Origin of the sequence: Pseudonocardia sp. KRD291 (genome assembly GCF_019263595.1) — a bacterium.
Taxonomy (GTDB): domain Bacteria; phylum Actinomycetota; class Actinomycetes; order Mycobacteriales; family Pseudonocardiaceae; genus Pseudonocardia.
In genome coordinates this window covers 1-21075 of record NZ_JADQDD010000088.1, presented here as the reverse complement: position 1 = coordinate 21075, position 21075 = coordinate 1, and the positions used below count along the sequence as shown (strand labels likewise).

Annotated in this window: 18 protein-coding genes and 1 riboswitch; of the genes, 9 read left to right on the top strand and 9 right to left on the bottom strand. The window is 70.8% G+C overall.

Features of this window, described 5'->3' with window-relative positions; all coding sequences use genetic code 11:
* Positions 1–335 precede the first annotated feature (335 nt).
* Positions 336–1085 (top strand): SDR family NAD(P)-dependent oxidoreductase, encoded by a 750-nt coding sequence (locus I4I78_RS14545; RefSeq protein ID WP_218611844.1) that lies wholly within the window; start codon positions 336–338, stop codon positions 1083–1085.
* A 51-nt stretch (positions 1086–1136) separates the two neighbouring features.
* Here the strand turns inward: I4I78_RS14545 and I4I78_RS14540 are convergent, their stop codons facing one another.
* Complete coding sequence (locus I4I78_RS14540) at positions 1137–2045, bottom strand: LysR family transcriptional regulator (protein WP_218611843.1); 909 nt, start codon at positions 2043–2045, stop codon at positions 1137–1139.
* A gap of 97 nt (positions 2046–2142) precedes the next feature.
* Between I4I78_RS14540 and I4I78_RS14535 the strand changes: the two genes are divergently transcribed.
* Positions 2143–2958 carry a glucose 1-dehydrogenase gene (locus I4I78_RS14535; RefSeq protein ID WP_308252112.1) on the top strand — a complete coding sequence of 272 codons (816 nt, stop codon included), beginning with the start codon at positions 2143–2145 and terminating at the stop codon, positions 2956–2958.
* Positions 2959–2967: 9 nt separating this feature from the next.
* Here the strand turns inward: I4I78_RS14535 and I4I78_RS14530 are convergent, their stop codons facing one another.
* Entirely contained in the window at positions 2968–3918 is a 951-nt protein-coding gene (locus I4I78_RS14530; RefSeq protein ID WP_218611841.1) for an ankyrin repeat domain-containing protein, read from the bottom strand.
* Between the two features lie 110 nt (positions 3919–4028).
* On the opposite strand from I4I78_RS14530, the gene I4I78_RS14525 reads away from it, so the two are divergent.
* The 4 genes from I4I78_RS14525 (at position 4029) to I4I78_RS14510 (ending at position 6722) form a co-directional block, all read left to right on the top strand.
* Positions 4029–4427, top strand: a complete 399-nt coding sequence (locus tag I4I78_RS14525; protein WP_218611840.1) for a VOC family protein — start codon at positions 4029–4031, stop codon at positions 4425–4427.
* Between the two features lie 203 nt (positions 4428–4630).
* Positions 4631–5407, top strand: a complete 777-nt coding sequence (locus I4I78_RS14520) for an LPXTG cell wall anchor domain-containing protein (RefSeq protein ID WP_308252111.1) — start codon at positions 4631–4633, stop codon at positions 5405–5407.
* Between the two features lie 160 nt (positions 5408–5567).
* Positions 5568–6260: a class F sortase gene (locus tag I4I78_RS14515; protein WP_218611838.1), complete on the top strand. Its 693-nt coding sequence runs from the start codon at positions 5568–5570 to the stop codon at positions 6258–6260.
* 63 nt (positions 6261–6323) lie between these two features.
* A riboswitch (guanidine-III (ykkC-III) riboswitch) is annotated at positions 6324–6392 on the top strand.
* A gap of 15 nt (positions 6393–6407) precedes the next feature.
* The gene (locus I4I78_RS14510) at positions 6408–6722 is read left to right on the top strand and encodes a multidrug efflux SMR transporter (RefSeq protein WP_218611837.1); all 315 of its coding nucleotides are present in this window, start codon (positions 6408–6410) and stop codon (positions 6720–6722) included.
* Here the strand turns inward: I4I78_RS14510 and I4I78_RS14505 are convergent.
* Genes I4I78_RS14505 through benA form a run of 4 tightly spaced genes read right to left on the bottom strand, consistent with a single transcriptional unit; the run spans position 6706 to position 14188 of the window.
* Positions 6706–9444 carry a LuxR family transcriptional regulator gene (locus I4I78_RS14505; protein ID WP_218611836.1) on the bottom strand — a complete coding sequence of 913 codons (2739 nt, stop codon included), beginning with the start codon at positions 9442–9444 and terminating at the stop codon, positions 6706–6708. The two genes, I4I78_RS14510 and I4I78_RS14505, sit on opposite strands and share 17 nt — an antisense overlap.
* A 19-nt stretch (positions 9445–9463) precedes the next feature.
* A complete protein-coding gene (benC, locus tag I4I78_RS14500; RefSeq protein WP_308252110.1) occupies positions 9464–12250 on the bottom strand; it encodes a benzoate 1,2-dioxygenase electron transfer component BenC in 2787 nt (928 codons plus the stop codon).
* A gap of 16 nt (positions 12251–12266) precedes the next feature.
* On the bottom strand, positions 12267–12815 hold the full coding sequence (gene benB, locus I4I78_RS14495) for a benzoate 1,2-dioxygenase small subunit (RefSeq protein ID WP_218611835.1): 549 nt from the start codon (positions 12813–12815) through the stop codon (positions 12267–12269).
* 8 nt (positions 12816–12823) lie between these two features.
* On the bottom strand, positions 12824–14188 hold the full coding sequence (gene benA, locus I4I78_RS14490; RefSeq protein ID WP_218611834.1) for a benzoate 1,2-dioxygenase large subunit: 1365 nt from the start codon (positions 14186–14188) through the stop codon (positions 12824–12826).
* Between the two features lie 270 nt (positions 14189–14458).
* On the opposite strand from benA, the gene I4I78_RS14485 reads away from it, so the two are divergent.
* From I4I78_RS14485 to catA, 3 genes are read left to right on the top strand one after another with little or no spacing between them, the layout of a single operon-like run.
* Entirely contained in the window at positions 14459–15394 is a 936-nt protein-coding gene (locus I4I78_RS14485; RefSeq protein WP_218611833.1) for a LysR substrate-binding domain-containing protein, read from the top strand.
* A complete protein-coding gene (locus I4I78_RS14480) occupies positions 15391–16494 on the top strand; it encodes a mandelate racemase/muconate lactonizing enzyme family protein (RefSeq protein ID WP_218611832.1) in 1104 nt (367 codons plus the stop codon). The genes I4I78_RS14485 and I4I78_RS14480 overlap by 4 nt, the downstream gene beginning before the upstream one ends.
* Positions 16495–16527: 33 nt before the next feature.
* Entirely contained in the window at positions 16528–17373 is an 846-nt protein-coding gene (gene catA, locus I4I78_RS14475; protein WP_218611831.1) for a catechol 1,2-dioxygenase, read from the top strand.
* 140 nt (positions 17374–17513) lie between these two features.
* Here the strand turns inward: catA and I4I78_RS14470 are convergent, their stop codons facing one another.
* The 3 genes from I4I78_RS14470 to I4I78_RS14460 all read right to left on the bottom strand — a co-directional run bounded on the left by I4I78_RS14470 (position 17514) and on the right by I4I78_RS14460 (position 20786).
* The gene (locus I4I78_RS14470) at positions 17514–17831 is read right to left on the bottom strand and encodes a hypothetical protein (protein WP_218611830.1); all 318 of its coding nucleotides are present in this window, start codon (positions 17829–17831) and stop codon (positions 17514–17516) included.
* Positions 17832–17938: 107 nt separating this feature from the next.
* Positions 17939–18409 carry a (2Fe-2S)-binding protein gene (locus I4I78_RS14465; RefSeq protein ID WP_218611829.1) on the bottom strand — a complete coding sequence of 157 codons (471 nt, stop codon included), beginning with the start codon at positions 18407–18409 and terminating at the stop codon, positions 17939–17941.
* Between the two features lie 37 nt (positions 18410–18446).
* The gene (locus tag I4I78_RS14460; protein WP_218611828.1) at positions 18447–20786 is read right to left on the bottom strand and encodes a molybdopterin cofactor-binding domain-containing protein; all 2340 of its coding nucleotides are present in this window, start codon (positions 20784–20786) and stop codon (positions 18447–18449) included.
* Positions 20787–21075: the final 289 nt, after the last annotated feature.

Below are 21075 nucleotides of genomic sequence, written 5' to 3'. Positions count from 1 at the left end.
CAGCAGGACGGTGCCACCGTGCCTCGTCGCACAGCCGGCGGGCCGTTGCACGCTCCCGGTCCTCCGACCGATGCGTCCGAGATGAGCGCCGATCACATGCGGACGATTCATGGCCGCCGCCCCGTGCGCACGTCGGCCTATGCCGTATCGCGACGACGAGGCATGCCGAGGCATAGACGTTGCCAGTGTGAAACATACATTGCGACTATTTGCTTCTATGGCTTTGACGGCCCTACCGTCCTGTCGTCCCGCCGGCAGGTGCTGCGGCGCCCGTTGCGACAACGGGATTCAGTGACGCCCGCGGTGAGGCAACCATCTCGATCGACGGAGAAGACATGCGTCTGGAAAACAAGGTCGCCCTCGTAACCGGCGGGAGTGCGGGCCTGGGCTTGGCGATAGCCCAGAGATTCGGAGCCGAAGGCGCTCACGTCTACATCACGGGGCGGCGGAAGGACGCACTCGACACCGCGAAGGCCCTCATCGAGGGGCACGTCACCGCGATTACCGCGGACGCCACGGCGTCGGGCGATCTCGACGACCTCGTCGAGACCATCCGCCAGGAGAGCGGACACCTCGATGTGCTCGTCGCGAACGCCGGCAGCATCGAGAGAATGAACTTCGGGGACGTGACCGAGGAACACTTCGACCGCACATTCGACCTCAATGCCCGCGGCACGTTGTTCACCGTCCAGAAGGCACTGCCGCTGTTGCGGGCAGGCGCCTCGATCGTCCTGCTGGGCTCGATCACCGCATTCAAGGGGGACCCCGGGGCAGGGGCCTACAGCGCGGCGAAGGCCGCCGTGCGCTCCTATGCGCGTACATGGGCGGCGGAATTCGCCGACCGGGGTCTTCGGGTCAACGTGCTGAGTCCGGGACCGATCGACACGCTCATCATCGACGGACAGGCCGAATACTTCGGTCAGGACCCGGTGGCCCTCCGAGCCCAGATGAGCACCCTCGTCCCGATGGGACGCCTCGGACTCCCCGAGGAGATCGCCCATGGTGCGCTGTTCCTCGCCTCGGACGAGAGCAGCTTCATGACGGGCGCGGAGCTCTGCATCGACGGCGGTATGGCTCAGGTGTAGCCCGCAGGGACACAGGCTCCGCACCCCGCACCACGGTCCGGAAGTGGCGTCTCACACGGGCGCGGGCTGGGCGAGAAGATCCATACCGCACCAGTTCTGACCCTCGAGGTGGTCGAGTACTGCCGCTTCCGCTGGGCCCATATGGTTCCGTACGCCGAGGGCGACGGGTTCAGCCAGAGACGGCAGCAGGGGGCGGGCCAGCTTCTCGAACCCTTCGGGGATGGCCGAGGCCGGCGCCACGGTGACGCCGAGGCCCTGCGCCACGAGCCGAACCGCGGTGGAGATCTGTGACGCTCGGGCCACCGTGTGCGGGCTGAACCCCGTGTCGGCGAGCAGGTGGGCCAGGTAGTCGTCGAGCAAGCTGCCGCGGCGGAACCGTATCCACCCCTCTGATGCGAGATCGTCCAGGCGCAGGGCGCCACCGTTCGCAAGAAGTGGGTGCTCCTCGGGCAGGACGGCGACGTAGGCCTCTTCGCCCAGAACGTGGATGTCGAAGGTGCAGCCTGTGGGGACGCGGTGCGTGAGGACCATGTCGAGCGTGCCCTGGCGGGCCAGGCGCTCCATGTCCGCGGGGTCGGGCTCCTCGTAGAGAGTCACCTGCAGCTTCGGGTGGCGATGGCGAAGCTGCCCCAGAGCCCTGGGCAGTTGACGTGCTCCCAGTCCCATGTGCACAGCGATGATGAGCTCGCCTGCCAGGTCCCCGTCGGCGGCGCGTGCCGCCGCGAAGGCCCGCCGGGACGCGGTCGTCGCGATCTCTGCCTCCGCGAGGAAGGCCCGCCCGGCCACCGTTACCGTGACACCACTCGGGTTGCGGGTGAACAGCCGAACTCCGAGGTGTTTCTCCAGGGTGCCGATCTGCTGCGACAAAGACGGCTGGGTGACCCGTAGACGCTCCGCTGCCGCCGTCATGGACCCCTCTTCGGCGACCGCCAGAGCGTACTCGTACTGCCGCAGGTTCATCGTGTCCACCTTCGCCGTGACATAGATGTTGCCACTGCAGAGTATACGTTGCCACTATTTGCTTCTATGACATCGCCGGTCCTAACGTTCGTGTCGGATGGTCGCGGTTCCTGCCGCGACCGCCACCGACATCGATGGGAGACCAGACATGACAAGGGCCACGCGGACACTCGAAGGAAAGGTCGCGCTCGTGACCGGTGCCTCCAAGGGCATCGGAGCAGGAATCGCAAAGGAATTCGCCGCAGCCGGGGCGTCGGTGGCGGTGAACTACGCCTCCGACGCCAACAGTGCCGAGCGCGTGGTGAGCGACATCGAGACCCGGGGAGGGGCCGCAATCGCCGTGCAGGGTGATGTGTCCGTCGCCGCCGACGTGGAGCGTCTCTTCGCCGAAACCGTTGCCGCCTACGGCCGGATCGACGTACTCGTCAACAATGCCGCCGTCTACTATCCGGAGCCGTTCGAGTCGGCCACACCACGGCAGATCGATCAGCAGCTCTCCGTCAATGTCCTCGGGACGATCCTCACGATCCAAGAGGGGCTCAAGCACTTCGGACCCAACGGCGGCTCGGTCATCAATATCGGATCACTGGACAGCGCCCGCGCGATACCCGGAATGTCGGTGTACGCCGCCACGAAGGGCGCCGTCGACGCGTTGACGCGAGTACTGGCGGCCGAGCTCGGTTCTCGCGGGATCAGGGTCAACACACTGGCTCCGGGCGGTGTGGAGACAGAGGGCATCCACGCCGTCGGTTTCATGGGAAGTGACGCCGAGACAGACATGATCGAACGGACTCCGCTGGGCCGCATCGGCCAACCCGAGGACCTGGCACGGGTGGCGGTGTTCTTCGCCGGCGATGACGCCGGATGGGTCACCGGCGAACGCCTCACCGCGTCGGGCGGCCTGCGTAGCTAGTCCGCGGCCTCAGGAAGGTTCGGTGAGGGACACGAGCAGCGCCTCCACCTCGGCGTAGCCGTCCGCGTCCGGGTGCTCCCGGTGGCCGATGCGGCACAGGTCGAGCGCCGTACGCCCGACACCGTCACGCAGTCCCGGGTCGGCTCCGTGCTCCAGCAACCGCCGGACGCCGGCCGGGCACGATACGGCCGACCGCAGGGGATGGCCTCCCCACATCGGGTCGACCGCGTCGACCGGCGTCCCGCCCGCGACCAGATCGTCGATCACGGCGGTGCGCCCGTGGCGGGCCGCCATCACCAGCGCGCGCACCCGTTCGTCCTCCGGGGCCCGGTCGTCGAGCCATCCGGTGACGTCTCCGGTCGCGGCCGCGATGGAGATCCGCGACGGGCGCGCCCCGGCGGCGGTCAGGACGTCGACGACCTCGGTCATCCCGAACACCGCGGCATGGTCGAGCGCCGTGCCACCGGGTACTCCCCCGGCGGTGTCGGCCGCCGTCCTGCCGAGGTCGGCGCCCGCGTCCAGCAGCACCCGCGCCACGGCGGGGTCGCCGTAGCTCGCGGCCGTCATCAGCGGCGTCTCCGGACATCCAGGTTCCCCGTCCGCGGTCGCGCCCGCGGCGAGCAAGGTCCGGGCGAGGTCGGCGCTCCCCGGGACGTCGCGCCACAGGCCGCGGGTGGTGTCGAACCGCATCATCGCGACGTAGCTCAACGGCGCCACTCCCAGCGGGTGATCGGACCACGGCCGCATGACCTCCGTGGCCCGCCCGGGATCGGCGCCGAGCAGGGTGGACAGTGCCTCCACATCGACGGCGTCGAGGACCGCGCGGCGCTCGACCTCGGCCTCCAGACGTGACCAGCTCGGGAAGCCGTACTCGCGGGCCAGGGCCGGCTGTCCGCCCGCCGACTCCTCGGCCCGGCGCCTCATCTCCTCCAGGTCGGGACGCGGAGGCAGTCTCGCCATGACGTCCCCCCAGCCCGTTGGTCCGGCCCGACCGATGCTAGGCCGCCGGACGGGCGCGAGCAGCCGGCCGAGGGCTTGTGGGGCCCGCCGGCGCGGTCGACGATCCGGCGATGATCGGACGCTGGCAGGCCCTCGCCATCGACTGCGCGGACCCCTCGGGCCTCGCCGGCTTCTACGAGGCACTCCTCGGCTATCGCCGCATCCACGACGAGCCCGGCTGGGTGGTCATCGGGCCGGACGGCGGCGGTCCCGCCATCGCCTTCCAACGCGTTCCCGACCACCGCCCGCCCACGTGGCCGTCGTCCGCACGGTCGTCGCAGATGCACGTGGACGTCCTGGTCGACGATCTCGCACGCGCCGAGGCCTCCGTCCTCGACCTCGGCGCCACGCTCCTCGAGGGAGGCGAGCGGTTCCACGTCTACGCGGACCCGGCAGGGCACCCGTTCTGCCTCGCCGAGTGGTTGCCGTCGGTGGTTCCGCCTCGGCCGGGATCCTCCGCGTCCGACTGACGCTCAGCAGTCACGCTCCGTCACCGACGAGGAGGGGTCGGGGTGCTCCGGATTGAGCGACCGAAATCTGGTGGAAATTTCGTCCGAACCGTTTTGCAACCGGGGTGCGAATGCTGGGTGCACGGTCGCCGAGAACAAACTCGGAGACCCTCGGCGCTCAAGGAGAATCGGCAATGATGCGTTCCGTTCGACGTGTGGTCGGCGTGGCCACGATCGGTCTCGTCGCGGCAGCGGTCACCGGCCTGGGTGCTGGTGTCGCCTCGGCCCAGGAGACCCCGCCCCCGGTGGCCACGATCACCAACCTGACCGGCCAGTCCACCTCGGTGAAGCTCGACGCCGGCTTCGTCGAGGCGCTCGGCTCCCTCGGCGTGGCCCCCGGCCCGTCGGGCAACGCCAAGATCGCCGACGGCTCGGCCAGCTTCCCGATCACCGGCGGCAACGTCACGGTCTACAAGCCGGGCGACGTCTCCCCCTACGTCCAGGGCTCGATCGAGCACCAGGGCAGCGGCCTGACCCTGACCAAGGGCGACACCAAGGTCACGATCGACAACTTCGTCGTCGACCCGGGCGACCCGGCCGTGCTGACCGGCCGCGTCACCGCCAACGGTGAGGTCGCAGCCCAGTCCACCACCCTGTTCGACCTGAACGGCTCCACCCTGAAGCCGATCTCGGTCGACGCGGACGCGGGCACCGCGACCCTCGAGGGCACCACCGTCACGCTGTCCGACGGTGCCGCCGAGGCCCTCAACGGCGCCTTCAAGACCGACGCTCTCAAGGGCGGCACGGTCATCGGTATCGCCACCATCGTGGTGAACACCAAGTCCGGCGACATGCCGATGCCCGCGGGTGGCGTCGAGACCGGTGGCGGTAGCACCTCCGGCACCGAGAACACCGGCCTGATCGTGGTCGGCGGCGTGCTCCTGCTGGGTGCCGCCGGAGCCGTGGCGGTCTCCCGCCGCCGCGCCGGCTCGCGCAGCTGATCTCCACACACGGGCCCCGTCGACCGGCAGCACGCCGGTCGGCGGGGCCCGTGGCACGTCCGGCCCCGCGCCGGAACGGGCACGGCAACGGACCCGAACCATCGGCACCGGTCCACGCGAACACCCTGATGCGAAGCACCGATCTGAACGGAGTCGGCCGATGACCGGCGACACCCCCGCCCCACGCCGCAGGCGCCGGCTCGCGCTCCTGGTCGCGGCCGTGCTCGCCGTGGTCGGGGTCGGCCTGGTCGGCTTCGCCCTCCTGGACCAGCAGTCGGCGCCCGAGCCGACCGCCGCCGCCGCGGGCTCCGGGCCACCGGCCGCCGCCCCGGCGATCATCGGCTCGTTCCCCGAGTCGGCCCGGCCGGTCGGCGACCTCCTCCCGGCCTCGCCGCCCACGTCGATCTCCATCCCCGACATCGGGGTGACCTCGACGGTGAACCAGGTCGGCCTGAACCCCGACGGCACGCTGGAGGTGCCCGCGCCCGGCCCGCTCTACGACCAGGCCGCCTGGTACCGCGCGTCGGCCACGCCCGGGGAGCTCGGCCCGTCGGTGATCATCGGGCACATCGACTCCGCCGCGAACGGGCCGTCGGTGTTCTTCGACCTCGGGCGGCTCACCCCCGGGCAGAATGTCACCGTGAAACGCGCGGACGGGGTCACGACGACATTCCGGATCGACTCGGTGCGGACATTCCAGAAGGACTCGTTCCCGACCCGCGATGTGTACGCGACCGGAAATCGCTCCGAACTCAGATTGATCACATGTGGCGGCCCCTTCGATTCCGCGGCCGGCAGCTACAAGGACAACACCGTCGTGTTCGCCCATCTGGTGGGATCCAGCCGCTCCTGAGCGTGACCGTGGTGGGTTCGGCCACCAACCGGTTCCCGCGGGCGCGCCGCTCGTGCATCCTGGGTACGGACCGCGCCACGGCGGCCACCCCGGACGAGACGCGCCGTACCCGGAACGCCAAGACGACGCACACGCCGGAGGTGTGTCATGGCTTGGATCTTCCTGGTCGTCTCGGGGTTCTTCGAGACCATCTGGGCAGCGGCGCTGTCCCAGAGCAAGGGCTTCAGCCGGCCCGTCCCCTCGATCGTCTTCGCGGTCGCGCTGGTGATCAGTATGGGCGGGCTGGCCCTGGCGCTGCGGGAGCTCCCGGTCGGTACCGCCTACGCGGTCTGGGTCGGGATCGGCGCCGTCGGCACCGCCGCCTACGGCATGGCCGTGCTCGGCGAGCCGGCGACGACGGCGCGGCTGCTCTGCCTGGTGGCCATCGTCGCCGGCGTGGCCGGGCTCAAGATCCTGCACTGAGCCCGGACGGGCCGTCGTCGTCGCCCGCGTGCGCGCTGTGCTGCGCCGCGAGCTCGGCGCGGGAGCGGATGCCGAGCTTCGCGTAGATCCGGGTCAGGTGGTACTGCACCGTCTTGGTCGACACGTGCAGCTCGGCGCCCACCTCGCGGTTCGACATCCCGCGGGCGACCAGGTCGGTAACGGCCGTCTCCTGCGGTGTGAGGTCGGCGCTCCCGCGCTCGTCGCGGCCGCCGGAACGGCTGCCGGCGGCGTGCACGCCGCCGGCCTTGAGCTCGCGGTCGCAGCGCAGGACGTAGGCCTGCGCGCCGAGTGAGGCGAACTGGTCGCGGGCGTCGGTGAGCACCGCGTCCGCGTCCCTGCGGCGCCCGGCCCGGCGCAGCGTCTGCCCGTGCGCGAACGTGATCCGGGCCCGGTCGTGGCGCAGCGGCATCCCGTCGATCAGGGCCAGCGACGCCTCGAACGCCGCGTGCGCGGCGTCGACGTCGCCGCGGGCGCCGTGCAGCCGTCCGCGCGCGTAGCCGAGCCGGGCGCGGGTCGAGCGGTGTTCACGGTCGAGTGCCCGGGCCTCGTGCGGGACCAGGAACTCCTCGGCGTCGTCCAGGCGTCCCTCCATGACCAGGGCGTTCGCGTAGACGTCGGTCCACGGCCACCAGCCCGGCTCGTCGAGGCAGCTGCCCGACCCGGACCGGGTCAGCGGCTCGAGCACGCGGAGCACCTGTGCGTAGTCGGCCCGGGCCTCGCCGACCTGGGCGCGCGCCAGCAGGCACGGCACCCGCATGATCTCGTAGTCCAGTATCCCCGCCTCGCTGCTGCGCACGGACCGTTCGGCCAGGTCACGGTCCCCGCGCAGGGCGTACACCTGGGTCGCGGTCCACTCCAGCAGCGGCCCGGCCAGCACCGTCCCGGTGCGCTCGCCGAGTGCGCGGCCCTCCTCGACGGCGGCGAGCGCGCGGTCCCACTCCCCGCACAGGAACCGGGCCCGCGCCAGCCAGCCCAGCGCCCACAACGAGATCCGCGACGAGCCGCCCAGGTGCGTCGTCGGGACCGCGGACGCCAGCTCGGACAGGGCGTCGTCGACGCAGTCCACGACGACGTGCAGCCACCCCTTGCCCATCGTGGCCCGCTGGCCCTGGGCTCCGCGGTCGACCCGTTCGGTGACGGCGCGGTACTCCTCGACGGCCTCGGCGGGGCGGCCCGCCGACGCCAGGCCCAGCCCGCGGATCGCGGACGCCTCGACCGCGGCCGGCGCGTCCGGCCCGACCAGCTCGGCCGTGCGGTCGGACCAGGTCACCAGTTCCTCGCCGCGGCACCGGGCCAGCGCGTGCAGCACGTTGCGCTGACAGATCATCGCCGCGGTCCCGGGGTCCTCGCGGCAGTCGACCTGCTCCCACGCCCGGCCCAGGCGGCTCTCCGCCTCGCCGGCTCGGCCGCGGACCACCGCGAGGTATCCGAGCACGGCGTTGCGCAACGGTGTCTCGCGCAGGCTCTCCACCACCGGGATCATCGACGCGGCCGCGAGCCCGTCACCTGCGCCCACCATCGCGTCGACGGCCCGGGTGACCCGTTGCTCGCGCAGGTCCCGGTCCTCGGTGAGCCGCCCGGCCGCGCGCAGCAGCGACGCCGCCGCGCGCCAGGCACCGTCGTCGGCCTCCGCGCGGGCCTGCGCATCGAGACGGTCGGCCAGCTCCGCGTCACGCCCGGGCGTTGCGGCGGCGAGGTACCCGAGACCACGTACCGGGTCGGTGACGATCCCGGCGGCCCGGCGCCGCAGGGTCGCGGCCGCGTCCGGGCCGAGCACGTCGATCACGGCGGCGCGCACCATCGGGTCCGGCGCCCCGGCCATCGGGCCCAGGTGTCCGCCGGCCCGGACGACCAGCCCGGCCCGGGCGGCCTCCTCCAGGGGGACGAGGAGGTCGTCGAGCCCGGCGAGGCGTCCCGCCTCGTGCAGCTCGACGGCGCCCCCGAGGACGGCGACGGCCTCGGTCAGTGCGCGGGCCGGATGCCCGACCCCGGACAGCCGCTCCCCGACCGCGACGGCCACCGCGGACGGCGGCGGGAGCCGCACCTCCGGGTCCGCCCATGCCTCGGCCGGCATCTCCTCGAGCAGGGCGAGGACGTGCCGCGGGATCCCGCCGGTGTGCCGGCGCAGACGCTCGGCCGCGCGGTCCGGGAGCGGCAGCCGCCGGGCCGCGGCGAGCTCGGCGACGGCGCGCGAGCCCAGGGCCCCGAGGTCGAGCGTCTCGGCCACCGTGCGGGTGAGCACGTCCGCCGTCGCCGCGGGCGCCTCGCCGACCCGGGCCGCGAGCAGCACCAGCAGCGGTGCGGTGTGGTGGTGGGCGACCGCGGTGGACAGCGTGCGCAACGAGTCCACGTCGGCGCAGTGCGCGTCGTCGACGACGGCGAGCGTGACGGTCCCGGCCGCCAGGGCGCCGACGAGCAGGTCCGCCGCGTCGAACGGGTCCGCGGGCGGCACCGCCGAGCGCAGGAGCTGGGAGAGCACGCCGTGCGGCCGGTCGGACTCCCACCCGGCGCCGCGTGCCCGCAGGACGGGACCGTCGTGGGCGTCGGCGAACTCGTCGAGCAGCGCCGTCTTCCCGATCCCCGCCGCGCCCCGCACCAGCACCGACGACGGCCCGCGGCCCTCGGCGACGAGCCGCGCCCGGTGGCGCAGGCGGGCGAGGTCGCCGTCCCGGTCGACGAGCCGAAGCGACGGTGCCTCCATCGGCTCACCCTAGATGCGGCTAGCCCAGATCGCCGCCGGCCACCGGCAGCACGGTGCCGGTGATGTAGGAGGCTTCCTCGGAGGCCAGGAACGTGATCGCCGACGCCTGCTCGTCCAGCGTGCCGTAGCGCTTGAGCAGCGACGACTCGGTGGTCTGGTCGACGATCGTGCGGTACCAGCCCTTCTCCTGCTCCGACTCCGGCGCCGGCCCGCGCGGGGTCCTGCGCTCCGGCGCGTCGGTGCCGCCGGGGGCGGTCGCGACGACCCGGACGCCGTGCGGCGCCACCTCCAGGGCCAGCGCCGCGGTGATCGCGTTGACCCCGCCCTTCGCCGCGGCGTAGGGCAGCCGGTTCAGGCCGCGGGTGGCCACCGAGGACACGTTGACGATCGTGCCCCCGCCCCGTTCGATCATGTGCGGGACGACGGCGCGGCAGCACCACATCGTCGGCCACAGCGACCGGTTGATCTCGGCCTGGATCTGCTCCGGCGGGTAGTGCTCGAACGGCTTGGCCCAGATCGTGCCGCCCACGGTGTGGATGGCGACGTCGATCCGCCCGAACTTCTCGATCGCCGCGTCGACGACGGCCCGGGCGCCCTCCCAGGTCTCCAGGTCCGCCGTCACCGACAGCGTGTCGCAGCCGTCCCGGCCGAGCTCGGAGGCCAGCTCGTGCACCGTCTCGGCGCGGTCGGCCAGCACCAGGGTGCCGTCCTCGGCGCCGATCCGGCGCGCGGTGCGCTCGCCGATCCCCTGCCCGGCCCCGGTGACCAGCACGACCTGGCCGGCGAACCGGCCCGGCGTGACGAACCGCGGCCGGCGCGACGCGCGGGAGTCGCGCATCGCCCGGCGCATCGTCTCCTTGGAGCGCTCGGCGTGGTCGGAGATCAGCTGCCGGGCGGTGTCCTTCTGCCCCGACTCGAACGCGTCGACGATGTCGAGGTGGTCCTGCGCGCACGACGGGTGGCACCACACCGCGCCCCGCAGCGTCTCCTCCATCGCGCCCTTCACCCCGAGTGCCTGGTAGGCGCGCAGCAGGTGCTCGTTGCCGGTGAGGGTGAACAGGTAGTCGTGGAACGCGGCGTTGGTCTCGGTGTAGGCGTGCGCGTCGGTGAACCTCTCGTTCTCGACGTCGACGTGGGGCACCGTCGACTCGGCCAGCAGCCGGTAGCCGGCGACCTGGGAGTTCGACATCCGTCCGACGGTCAGCTCCAGCGCGCCGAGCTCCAGGGCCCGGCGGGCGTCGAAGATCGCGTCCGACTTGTCGATCGACGGGTGCTCCTCGCCGATGACGTACCCGTCGTCGCTCACCGTGTCGTCGGTGCCCTGCGGCTCCGCAGGCGCAGGCACCGGCGGGGTGAGCTGCTCGAGGTCCGAGACCGGCAGCAGCTCCTGGGCCAGGATGTTGCGGTCCGCACCGACGATCAACCCGTCATCGTCGGGGTCGAGGTCGGTGACCTGCCCGTCGTCGAACGCGGACGCCACGAGCTGCCCGGAGATCCGCCAGGCGGCGTTCGCCGAGCCGACCGACTCCGGTTGGCCCGTGCTGTGCAGGGGCTCCAGCTCGGAGAACCGCAGCACCTCGCGGCCGTTGATCGCCCGGCCCTCGCGGCCCCGCAACGTCAGCATGTCCTCGGCGGACCCGTCGCCGGACGGGATCGCGACGACCGTCTCGGGCACCGGCGCGCCGGTGTCCTCGGAGTCGGTCTCGACATCGGGGCCCTTCTCCGGCTCCGCGGCCTGCGGCTCCGGTGCGGCCTTCTCGCCCGCCTCGTCGTCCGGCTTCGCGGCCAGGGCGAACTTCTCGAAGTAGAAGCCCGAGGGCTCGTAGCCCTGCTCGGAGAAGAACCCGCGGACCGCCTCCACCATCGGCGGCGGGCCGCAGAGGTAGACCGCGGCGTCGCCGCCGTGGAGGTGCTCGGGCTCGATCAAGGCGGTGACGTAACCCTGGTTCGCACACGACGTGTTCTCGTCGGCGACGCAGTAGTCCCAGGTCAGGCCCTCGATCGAGTCGGCCAGCGCGCGCACGGTGTCCAGCTCGACGACGTCGTCGTCGGTGGTGGCGCCGTAGAGCAGGTGCATCGGGCGCTTGCTGCCGGCCGCGTCCAGGGTGCGGAGGATGGACAGGATCGGGGCCAGCCCGGTGCCGCCGGCGAGCAGCAGCAACGGGGCGTCGGACTCGCGCAGGAAGAAGCTCCCGTGCGGGCCGGTCAGCTCGATGTCGTCGCCGACCTTCGCCCGCGAGTCCAGGTACTCCGACATCACTCCACCCGGAGTGATCTTGACCAGGAACGTCAGTGTCTCGTCGTCCGGGCCGCTGGAGAACGAGTAGGACCGGGTCTCATCGGTTCCCGGCACCGCGATGTTGACGTACTGCCCGGGCAGGTACGCGAGCTTGTCCCGGTCCTGGATCTCGATCGTCAGCGCGACCGTCGAGGAGGAGAGCTTCTCCAGCGCGGTGACCGTGCCCTTGTGGGTGGCGGCGCTGGTCTTGGCCACCGCCGAGGTGGTAGCGATCTGGACCACCATGTCCGAACGAGGCTTGGCCTGGCACGCCAGCAGGTAGCCCTGCTCGGACTCGTCGTCGGACAGCGCGTCCTCGATGTAGCTGCCGCCGTCGTAGTCACCCGACTCGCAGAACGCCTTGCACGTGCCGCAGGCGCCGTCGCTGCAGTCCACCGGGATGTTGATCCGCGACCGGTAGGACGCGTCGGCGATGGACTGGCCTTCCTTGCAGTTCACGAACCGGGTCACGCCGTCCTCGAAGGACAGCGCCACCTTGTGCGTCGTTGCAGTGGTGGTGGTACTCACGAGCTACCACCTCCTCTCAGAAGTGGTAGATGTCCACCACGTGGTGGATGTAGTCGTTCTTGAGCACCACGGTCTTACGGCGGATCAGTGGCGCGCCCCCGGAGAAGTCGATCGTGTAGAACGACGTGCCGTAGTACGGGTCGATCGTCTTGTACCGGAAGTACATCGTGTGCCAGTTGAACCGGATGTCGACCAGGTCCCCGCGGCGCTCGATCACCTCGACGTTCGAGATGTTGTGGCTGGTCCGCGGCTCCGGGATGGACGTCGCGGACGAGCGCTCGGTGCGGATCCGGAAGACCCGGTCCTCCAGCCCGCCCTTGTTGCCGTAGTAGATCAGCGAGATCTCGCGCTGCGGGTCCTCGGTGAGCGTGTCCTCGTCGTCCCAGCAGGGCATCCAGTAGACGACGTCGTCGGCGTAGCACTCGAGCCACTTCTCGAACTCGCGGTCGTCGAGATAGCGCGCCTCGCGGTAGAGGAACTGCTCGATAGCGTTCTGGGTGATCAGCTTCGAGCCGGTCGGCGCCTGCCCCGGGGCGGAGCCGTCGGTCTTCTCCGTGGTGGTCATCGTCCTGGTCAGCCCTTCGCCCTCGACGCGGTGTTCGCCACCGCGGTGCGCATCGTCTCCAGCCAGTAGCCGTGCTGGACCGGGTAGAGACCCTCGTCCTCGTTCTTCTGACCGGCCGAGATGACACCCGGCATGTCCAGCGCCTCCGCGACCTCGTCCGGGCCGGACAGCCAGTGCTCGGCGCCGCGGCTCATGTCGCTGTACGGCGCGGCGGTGGCGCGGAACGTGAGCTGGCAGGAGCGGAACTCCTCCAGGTCGTCCGGGGTGGCCATGCCGGAGGCGTTGAAGAAGTCCTCGTACTGCCGGATCCGGTGCGCCCGCGCGGCGTCGCTCTCGCCCTTCGGCGCGAAGCAGTAGATCGTGACCTCGGTCTTGTCCGGCGCGATCGGGCGGAAGTGCCGGATCTGCGTCGAGAACTGGTCCATCAGGTAGACGTTCGGGTAGAGGCACAGGTTCCGCGAACCCTTGACCATGAAGTCGCCCTTGGCCTCGCCGAACTGCTCCTTGAGCGTGTCCAGCTCGCTCCACAGCGGGCGGTCCTGCGGGTTCGCGGCCCAGGTCCACAGGCACAGGTGCCCGTTCGGGTAGGACCAGTAGCCACCGCCGGACTTGCCCCAGCCGCCGGCGTCGAGCGCCTTGGTGTCGTTCTTCGACTCACCGGAGCCGCGACGCGAGGTCGTCGCCGCGTAGTTCCAGTGCAGCGAGCTGACGTGGTAGCCGTCGGCGCCGTTCTCGACCTGCACCTTCCAGTTGCCGTCATAGGTGTAGCTCGACGCGCCGCGCAGCACCTCCAGCCCCTCCGGCGACTGGTCGACCATCATGTCGATCACCTTGGTCGTGTCGCCGAGGTGCTCGGTCAGCGGAGCGACGTCCGCGTTCAGGCTGCCGAACAGGAACCCGCGGTAGCTGTCGAACCTCGCGACCCTGGTCAGGTCGTGCGAGCCGTCCTTGTCGAACGTGTCCGGGTACCCGGCGTCGTCCGGGTCCTTGACCTTGAGCAGCGTGCCGTCGTTGCGGAACGTCCAGCCGTGGAACGGGCAGGTGATCGTCATCCGGTTGTCGGTCTTGCGGCGGCAGAGCATCGCCCCGCGGTGCGCACACGCGTTGATCAGACAGTTGAGCGTGCCGTCCTTGCTGCGCGTGATCATGATCGGCTGCCGGCCGATGTAGGTGGTGAAGTAGTCGCCCGGGTTCGGGACCTGGCTCTCGTGGGCGAGGTAGACCCAGTTGCCCTCGAAGATGTGCTTCATCTCGAGCTCGAAGATCTCCTCGTCGGTGAAGATCTCGCGCTTGGCCTGGTAGAGACCGGCCTTCGCGTCGTCGATGACGGAGCCGTCGAGGACGGACTCGACATGGGCGAGGTCTTCGGTCATGGGCTTCCTCCTGCGAAGCGGCGGTCCGGTGGTGCGGACCGGTCACCGGGAACCGTCGCAGGCATGTGGTCGCAGCCACACCGGCCAAGTACCTAGTCCTGACCCAGGGCCCCTCCCCGGGAGCCGGGCGTGCACCGCCGTCCGCGTCGCAGATCCTCGATTCAGAGGCTGACCAGCTCAATCGAGCTGAACTCAGTCCTTGGTTCTACAAGGTTTTGCCCTACCGTCATGGGAGGACGACGACGCCGGCGGCACGGGAGGAGACCCGGCATGGAACTGCGGCAGCTGCGGTACTTCGTGACCGTGGCGCAGACCCGGCACTTCGGCCGGGCCGCGGAACGCCTGCACATGGCGCAGTCACCGCTGTCGCAGGCCATCCGCCAGCTCGAGTCGCAGGTCGGCGCCACTCTGCTCGACCGCACCACGCGCCGGGTCGACCTCACCGCGGCCGGTGAGGCGTTCCTCGCCGACGCCGTCCGGATCCTGGCCTCGGTGGAGGACGCCCGGACCCGGGTGGAGCACATCGCCGCCGGGCACACCGGCGTCCTGACCGTCGGCACGACCGACCTCGCCGCCTACCGGGTTCTCCCCCGGCTCGCCCGCGCCGCGGCACGGGAGATGCCCGGGGTGACCCTGCGCTTCGTGCCCGGCCTGCTCACCGCGGGTCAGGAGGAGGCTCTGGTCGAGCGCCGGATCGACGTCGGGGTCCTGCGGCCGCCGCTGGTGCGCCCCGGACTCACGGTGCGGCCCCTGGAACGCGAGGCGATGGTCGTCGCCGTCCGGGACGGGCACCGTCTGGCGGGGGCGGGCCCGGTGCGCCTGGCCGACCTGCAGTCGGAGGAGTTCGTCGCCTACGGCGTCCCCGGCTCGGTGGTCGACTCGGTCGTCGTGCAGGCCTGCCTGAACGAGGGGTTCCTCCCCCGGCGGGTCGGCGAGGCCGCCCAGACGCCGATCCTGCTCACCCTCGTCGCCGCCGGCACCGGAGTGGCGGTGCTCCCGGAGTCGGTGCGCGCGCTGCGGGTCGACGGCGTCACCTACCTGCCGCTGGCCGACGAGATCACCGTCGACCTGGCCCTGGCCTGGCGCTCCGAGGACAGCTCGCCCGCGCTGACCCGGCTGCTCGACGCGCTGGAGAGCGGCGGGCTGCTCCCCGACCCACTCGACACCGACCCCGAACCCACCGCCGACATCGGAGGCACCACGTGAAGATCGTCCGGATCGAGGCGATCCCGTTCGCCGTGCCGTACCGCAAGCCGTTGCGGTTCGCCAGCGGCGAGGTGCGCAGCGCCGACCACGTCCTGGTCCGCGTGCACGGCGAGGACGGCCTGGTGGGCGTCGCGGAGGCACCGCCGCGGCCCTTCACCTACGGCGAGACCCAGGAGTCGATCATCGCGGTGATCGACAGGATCTTCGCTCCGGAGCTGGTCGGCCTCACGGTGTTCGAACGCGAGGTGATGGCCGCCCGGATGGACCGCACCGTGGGCAACCCGACGGCCAAGGCCGCCGTCGACATGGCCGTGTGGGACCTGCTCGGACGCTCGCTGGACGTGCCGGTCTCGCAGCTGCTCGGCGGGTACACCGACCGCATGTCGGTCTCGCACATGGTCGGATTCGCCCCGGACTCCGAGATGGTCGCCGAGGCGGAGAGGATGCGCGACACCTACGGCATCACCACGTTCAAGGTGAAGGTGGGACGCCGCCCGGTCTCGCTCGACGTCGGCGCCTGCCGGGCGCTGCGCGAGGGGCTCGGCCCGGACGTCGAACTCTACGTCGACGGCAACCGCGGCTGGAAGCCCTCCGAGGCCGCACGGGCCCTGCACGCCATGGCCGACCTGGACCTGACCCTGTCCGAGGAGCTCTGCCCCGCCGACGACGTGCTCGGCCGGCGCTGGCTCACCGCGCAGACCTCGATCCCGACCGTCGCCGACGAGAGCGCGACCCGGCCCGCGGAGGTCACCCGCGAGCTGCTCGGCGGTTCCGCCAACATGATCAGCATCAAGACCGCGCGGACCGGCTTCACCGGCTCGCAGCGGGTGCTGCACCTCTGCGAGGGCCTCGGCACCGAGGTCGTCATGGGCAACCAGATCGACGGCCAGGTCGGCACCGCGTGCAGCGTCGTGTTCGGCGCCGCGCACCGCACGACCTCGGACCGGGCCGGCGAGCTGTCGAACTTCCTGGACATGTCCGACGACCTGCTCACCGAACCCCTGCAGATCGTCGGCGGCCAGATGCACGTGCGCCCCGGCCCGGGAACCGGCATCGAGATCGACCCCGACAAGCTCGCGCACTACCGCCAGGACGCCTGACCCGAACACACCCACTCACACGGGAGCCACCACATGAGCACCGACACCACCGCCACGGCCGCCGGATCCGGCGCCTCGGCCACCGAGACGTTCCGCAACAAGGTCCGCGACGGCGGCGACATCGACCACGCGCGCGTCTCCGCGATCGTGACCGACGCGCTGACCGCACTGCACGACGTCGTGCGCAAGCACAAGCTGACCTACGACGAGTACGACGCCCTCAAGGCGTGGATGATCCGGGTCGGCGAGGACGGCGAGTGGCCGCTGTTCCTCGACGTGTGGCTCGAGCACGTCGTCGAGGAGGTCGCCAACGCCGACCGCGAGGGCGCCATCGGGACCATCGAGGGGCCCTACTACGTGCCCGGCGCACCGGAGTTCCAGGGCGAGGCCACGCTGCCGATGCGCGAGGACGAGAAGGGCACGCCGTTCCTGTTCCAGGGCACGATCACCGACCTCGCCGGCGCCCCCCTGGAGGGCGGGCTGGTCGACTTCTGGCAGGCCGACGACGACGGCTACTACTCCCAGTTCGCTCCCGGCATCCCGGAGTGGAACCTGCGCGGGCGGGTCACCACCGGTCCGGACGGCACATTCAAGATCAACACCATGAAGCCCGCGCCGTACCAGATCCCGAACGACGGGGCCTGCGGCGCGCTGATCCGCGCGGCCGGCTGGCACGCCTGGCGCCCGGCACACCTGCACCTCAAGGTGAGCGCCCCGGGCAGGCAGCTGATCACCACCCAGCTCTACTTCGACGGCGGGCAGTACGTCACCGACGACGTCGCCCAGGCGGTCAAGCCGGACCTGGTCCTGCACCCGCAGAAGGCCGACTCGGGCAACGGGGAGCAGGTCACCTACGACTTCCCGCTCGACCCCGCCTGAGCTCGACCCCGGCCTGAGCTCCACCCCGCCCGGGCCTGTGCCGGCGGCCCGGCTCACGACGACCCGGCGCACACGACGGGGCCGGTACCCGGACTCGCGTCCGATGTACCGGCCCCGTCGGCCGCCCCTCTACAGAACGATCACTGGAACGGGCCGTCGATGAGCAGCCCGCCCACCGGGCCCTCGACGAACCGCGGGTCGGCCTGGGGGATCTCGGTGTCGGTGCCGTTGACGCCGTCGGGCCGGTTGCTCGGCGAGAAGGAGTCGGCCGCATCGAGGAAGCTGAAGCTGGCGGTGTCCAGGGTCGCCCCGACGGCATCCACGCCCTGGGTGGGGCTCTGGGTGCTGGGGAAGCCGAACTCGTCGTTCTCGTCGGCGCTGGCGACCCCGGCGAGCGGGAAGGCCACGGCACCGAGGGCACCGACGGCGATGAGCGAGCGGCGCATCCGGTTCTGCATGAGGTTCATCCTTAAAGATCTGGGGAGCGTTCTGCACGAGCGGCAGTGACCTGCCCTACACCCTAACGGTCCAACGCGGCCGGGCAGACGGGCCACGCCGGGAGCGATCACATGTTCTCGGCGCCGACCTTGATCGCCTCACGGATGCGGTTGTAGGTGCCGCACCGGCAGATGTTGCGGATCTCGTCGAGCATCGCGTCGTCGATGTCGGTGCCCTCTTCCTGGGCTCGACGCACCAGCGCCACCGCGGCCATGATCTGACCCGGCTGGCAGTACCCGCACTGCGCGACGTCCTTCTCGATCCAGGCCTCCTGCATCGGGTGCAGGGTGTCGCCGTCGGCCAGGCCCTCGATCGTGGTGATCTCGTCCGAGTCCTGGATCGCGCCGACCGGCACCGAGCAGGGGTTGAACGCCTTGCCGTTGATGTGGCTGGTGCAGGCCTTGCAGACGTTGATCCCGCAGCCGTACTTGGGCCCGGTCACCTTGAGCAGGTCCCGGATGACCCAGAGCAGGCGAACGTCGTCCTCGACGTCGACGGTGACGGTCTCGCCGTTGAGCTTGAAGGTCTGAGTGGGCATGGAGGCTCCTCCGTGGTGTTCGCGTCTGGTCGGGGGCTCAGGACGCGAAGTCGAGGCCGTTGGTCGGCGACGGCGGGACCGGCGGCACGGTGGGGTACGGCTCGTACGGCAGCGGGTCCTTGTGCAGGATCGGGAAGTACTCCGGCGTCTTGCCGGTGGCACGGGCGTAGGCGCAGGCGACCGCGGCGCTCGTGGCCGCGACGCCGGCCTCGCCGGCACCACCCGGCTCCGGGGACTCCGAGTCCTCGATGAGGATGATGTTCATCTCGGGCGGGGTGTTCCACTGCCGGGTGTAGAAGTAGTTGTCCCAGCTCGCCTCGATGAAGTGGCCGTCGTCGATGCGCAGGCTCGCGGTCAGCGTGTTGGCGATGCCGTCGTTGATGCCGCCCATCATCTGGGCCTCGTAGCCGCGCGGGTTGACGATGATGCCGGCGTCGGCGACGAAGGTCACCTTGGTGACGCGCGGCCCGGTGCGGGCCGAACGGATCTGCCGGTTGACCGTCTCCGGGCGGCAGTCGATCTCGACGACGGCGCAGGTGACACCCTTGTACTCGACGTGCATCGCGATGCCCTGGGCGGTGCCCTCGGGCATCGACTTGCCCCAGTCCGCCTCCTCGGCGGCCCGGTCGACGGTGTCCCGCCAGCGCGTGAGCTTGGTGAACTCGGACCGGATCTCGTACGGGTCCTTGCCCATCTTCTCGGCGATCTTGTCGACCATCAGCTCGCGGGCGATCGCCACGTCGGGCGAGTAGATGTTGCGCATCGAGCTGGTGTTGAAGCGCATGTCGACCTCGTTGAGGAGGCTGGTCGTCGCGCCGAAGTTGTACGGCGTCACCTGAGTCGTGACGTAGATCCCCTGGGAGACCGTCAGGTTGCCCAGCGGGGCCTTGTTCGCGGCGAGGCTGATCGGCTCGCCCAGGCCCGGGTTGATCTCGGTGGCGACACTGGTGTGCCGCACCTCGAAGCTCGCCACGGAGTCACCGGCGACCGACGCGCGGACCCGGGTGGTCGCCATCGGGTGCGTGCGGCCCTGGCGGGAGTCGTCGGCGCGGGTCCACATCAGCTTGACGGGCTTGCCCATCTTCTGTGAGACCAGGGCCGCCTCCTCGGCGGCGTCGGTGAACAGCTTCCGACCGAACGACCCGCCGCCGCGGGTGACATGGAAGGTGACCGCGTTCTGGGCGATGCCCAGCTTCTTCGCGATCTCGGCCTGCCCGGCGATCGGGTTCTTCGCCGGACCCCAGATCTCGGCGGTGCCGTCGCGGACGTCGGCGATCGCGCAGTTCGTCTCCAGGGAGGCGTTGCTGCGGAAGTAGAAGACGAAGTCGCCCTCGATGGTCTCGCCGACGCCGGGCGGCACCGCCAGCGGCAGCTCACCCTCGCGCAGCTTGGCCAGCACGGACTCGTCGTTCTCGCCCTCGATGGTGCCGCCGTCCCAGGACGCGCGGATCGCGTTGACGCCGTCGATGGCCTGCCCGAACGTGTTCGCCCGGACCGCGACGCCGGTGTCGACCTCCTCGACGTCGGTGACGCCGGGCATGTTCCGGACCTCGTCGATGTTCTCGACGCTGTTCAGGGCCGAGTTCAGGTTCGGTCCACGACAGATGACGGTCGGCAGCGCGTCCGGGATCTGCAGGTCGGTGGCGAACTGCTTCTTGCCGGTGACCATGGCCCGCGCCTCGGAGTTGGTGCGCGGCGTGCCGATCACGGTGAAGCTCTCGCGGTCCTTCAGGACGACGTCGGTGACCTCGGTGACCGAGCTGGCCGCCAGTTCGGTCAGCTCGCCGAACGGGAGCGCCTTGCCGTTGTTCCCGGTGATCAGGCCCTGCCGGCTGGTCAGGAAGCTCTTGTCCTGGTCCAGCTCCAGGGCCGCGGCGTCGAGCAGACGGCCCTGGGCCAGCGCGGCCGCGATCCGGTACGGGGTGTACGTGATGAACGTGCTGCTCGAGCCCGCCGTGAGCTGGTTGAACACCAGCTCGGGACGTGCGTCGGCCAGGGTGACGATCACCTGGTCCGGGTCGAGGTTCATCTCCTCCGCGATGAGCATCTGCGTCGAGGTGATGATGCCCTGCCCGTTGTCCGACCGGGGCATCTCGAACGAGACGGTGCCGTCCCGGTTGACCTCGATCTTGATCAGGTTCGCCGTGGGCCGGGCCGTGTCCCGCAGGACGTCGAGCAGGTCGTAGAGCTCGGCGGGCTGCGGCGGGGACGGGATCCCGACCGCGGACGCCTCGGGCGCGCCGAAAACTGCCTCCCGACCCATCTCCGCCGCAACGACGAGCGTCGGGGCAGCGATGACGTAGCCGAGAAAACGGCGACGGCTGACCCCGGTGCGTTCCGGGCGCGGCGTGGTGGTGGCTGCGCGATGAGCGGGCATCGTTGTCCTCTCCAACTGCCCGGTTGGTCACGAAGGGGGAGCGAGACCGTGCCGGGGGACTGTTGGAGGGTCAACGACATGGGCCGTTCTACGGATACGACACGAACCGACGGATATCCGTCGACCGACCCTGGCGGGGATTGAGAGGTTTGCGGGAAAACCGCAGTTCACCGGACTGTCACCCAGGGGAACCTAACCCGCAGATGCGGAATTTCCGGCGCGCGAGCGCGCTGTCGTGCGGATTCGCGGTACCTTACGAGATTCACTCGTCCAGGTGAGTGCCGAGCGA

Coding starts and splice junctions, on each gene's coding strand:
- I4I78_RS14540 (WP_218611843.1), bottom strand. CDS start 2,045: ATGAACCTGCGGCAGTACGAGTACGCTCTGGCGGTCGCCGAAGAGGGG.
- catA (WP_218611831.1), top strand. CDS start 16,528: ATGAGCACCGACACCACCGCCACGGCCGCCGGATCCGGCGCCTCGGCC.
- I4I78_RS14470 (WP_218611830.1), bottom strand. CDS start 17,831: ATGCAGAACCGGATGCGCCGCTCGCTCATCGCCGTCGGTGCCCTCGGT.
- I4I78_RS14510 (WP_218611837.1), top strand. CDS start 6,408: ATGGCTTGGATCTTCCTGGTCGTCTCGGGGTTCTTCGAGACCATCTGG.
- I4I78_RS14525 (WP_218611840.1), top strand. CDS start 4,029: ATGATCGGACGCTGGCAGGCCCTCGCCATCGACTGCGCGGACCCCTCG.
- I4I78_RS14545 (WP_218611844.1), top strand. CDS start 336: ATGCGTCTGGAAAACAAGGTCGCCCTCGTAACCGGCGGGAGTGCGGGC.
- I4I78_RS14530 (WP_218611841.1), bottom strand. CDS start 3,918: ATGGCGAGACTGCCTCCGCGTCCCGACCTGGAGGAGATGAGGCGCCGG.
- I4I78_RS14515 (WP_218611838.1), top strand. CDS start 5,568: ATGACCGGCGACACCCCCGCCCCACGCCGCAGGCGCCGGCTCGCGCTC.
- I4I78_RS14460 (WP_218611828.1), bottom strand. CDS start 20,786: ATGCCCGCTCATCGCGCAGCCACCACCACGCCGCGCCCGGAACGCACC.
- I4I78_RS14465 (WP_218611829.1), bottom strand. CDS start 18,409: ATGCCCACTCAGACCTTCAAGCTCAACGGCGAGACCGTCACCGTCGAC.
- benB (WP_218611835.1), bottom strand. CDS start 12,815: ATGACCACCACGGAGAAGACCGACGGCTCCGCCCCGGGGCAGGCGCCG.
- I4I78_RS14485 (WP_218611833.1), top strand. CDS start 14,459: ATGGAACTGCGGCAGCTGCGGTACTTCGTGACCGTGGCGCAGACCCGG.
- I4I78_RS14535 (WP_308252112.1), top strand. CDS start 2,143: ATGGTCGCGGTTCCTGCCGCGACCGCCACCGACATCGATGGGAGACCA.
- benA (WP_218611834.1), bottom strand. CDS start 14,188: ATGACCGAAGACCTCGCCCATGTCGAGTCCGTCCTCGACGGCTCCGTC.
- I4I78_RS14505 (WP_218611836.1), bottom strand. CDS start 9,444: ATGGAGGCACCGTCGCTTCGGCTCGTCGACCGGGACGGCGACCTCGCC.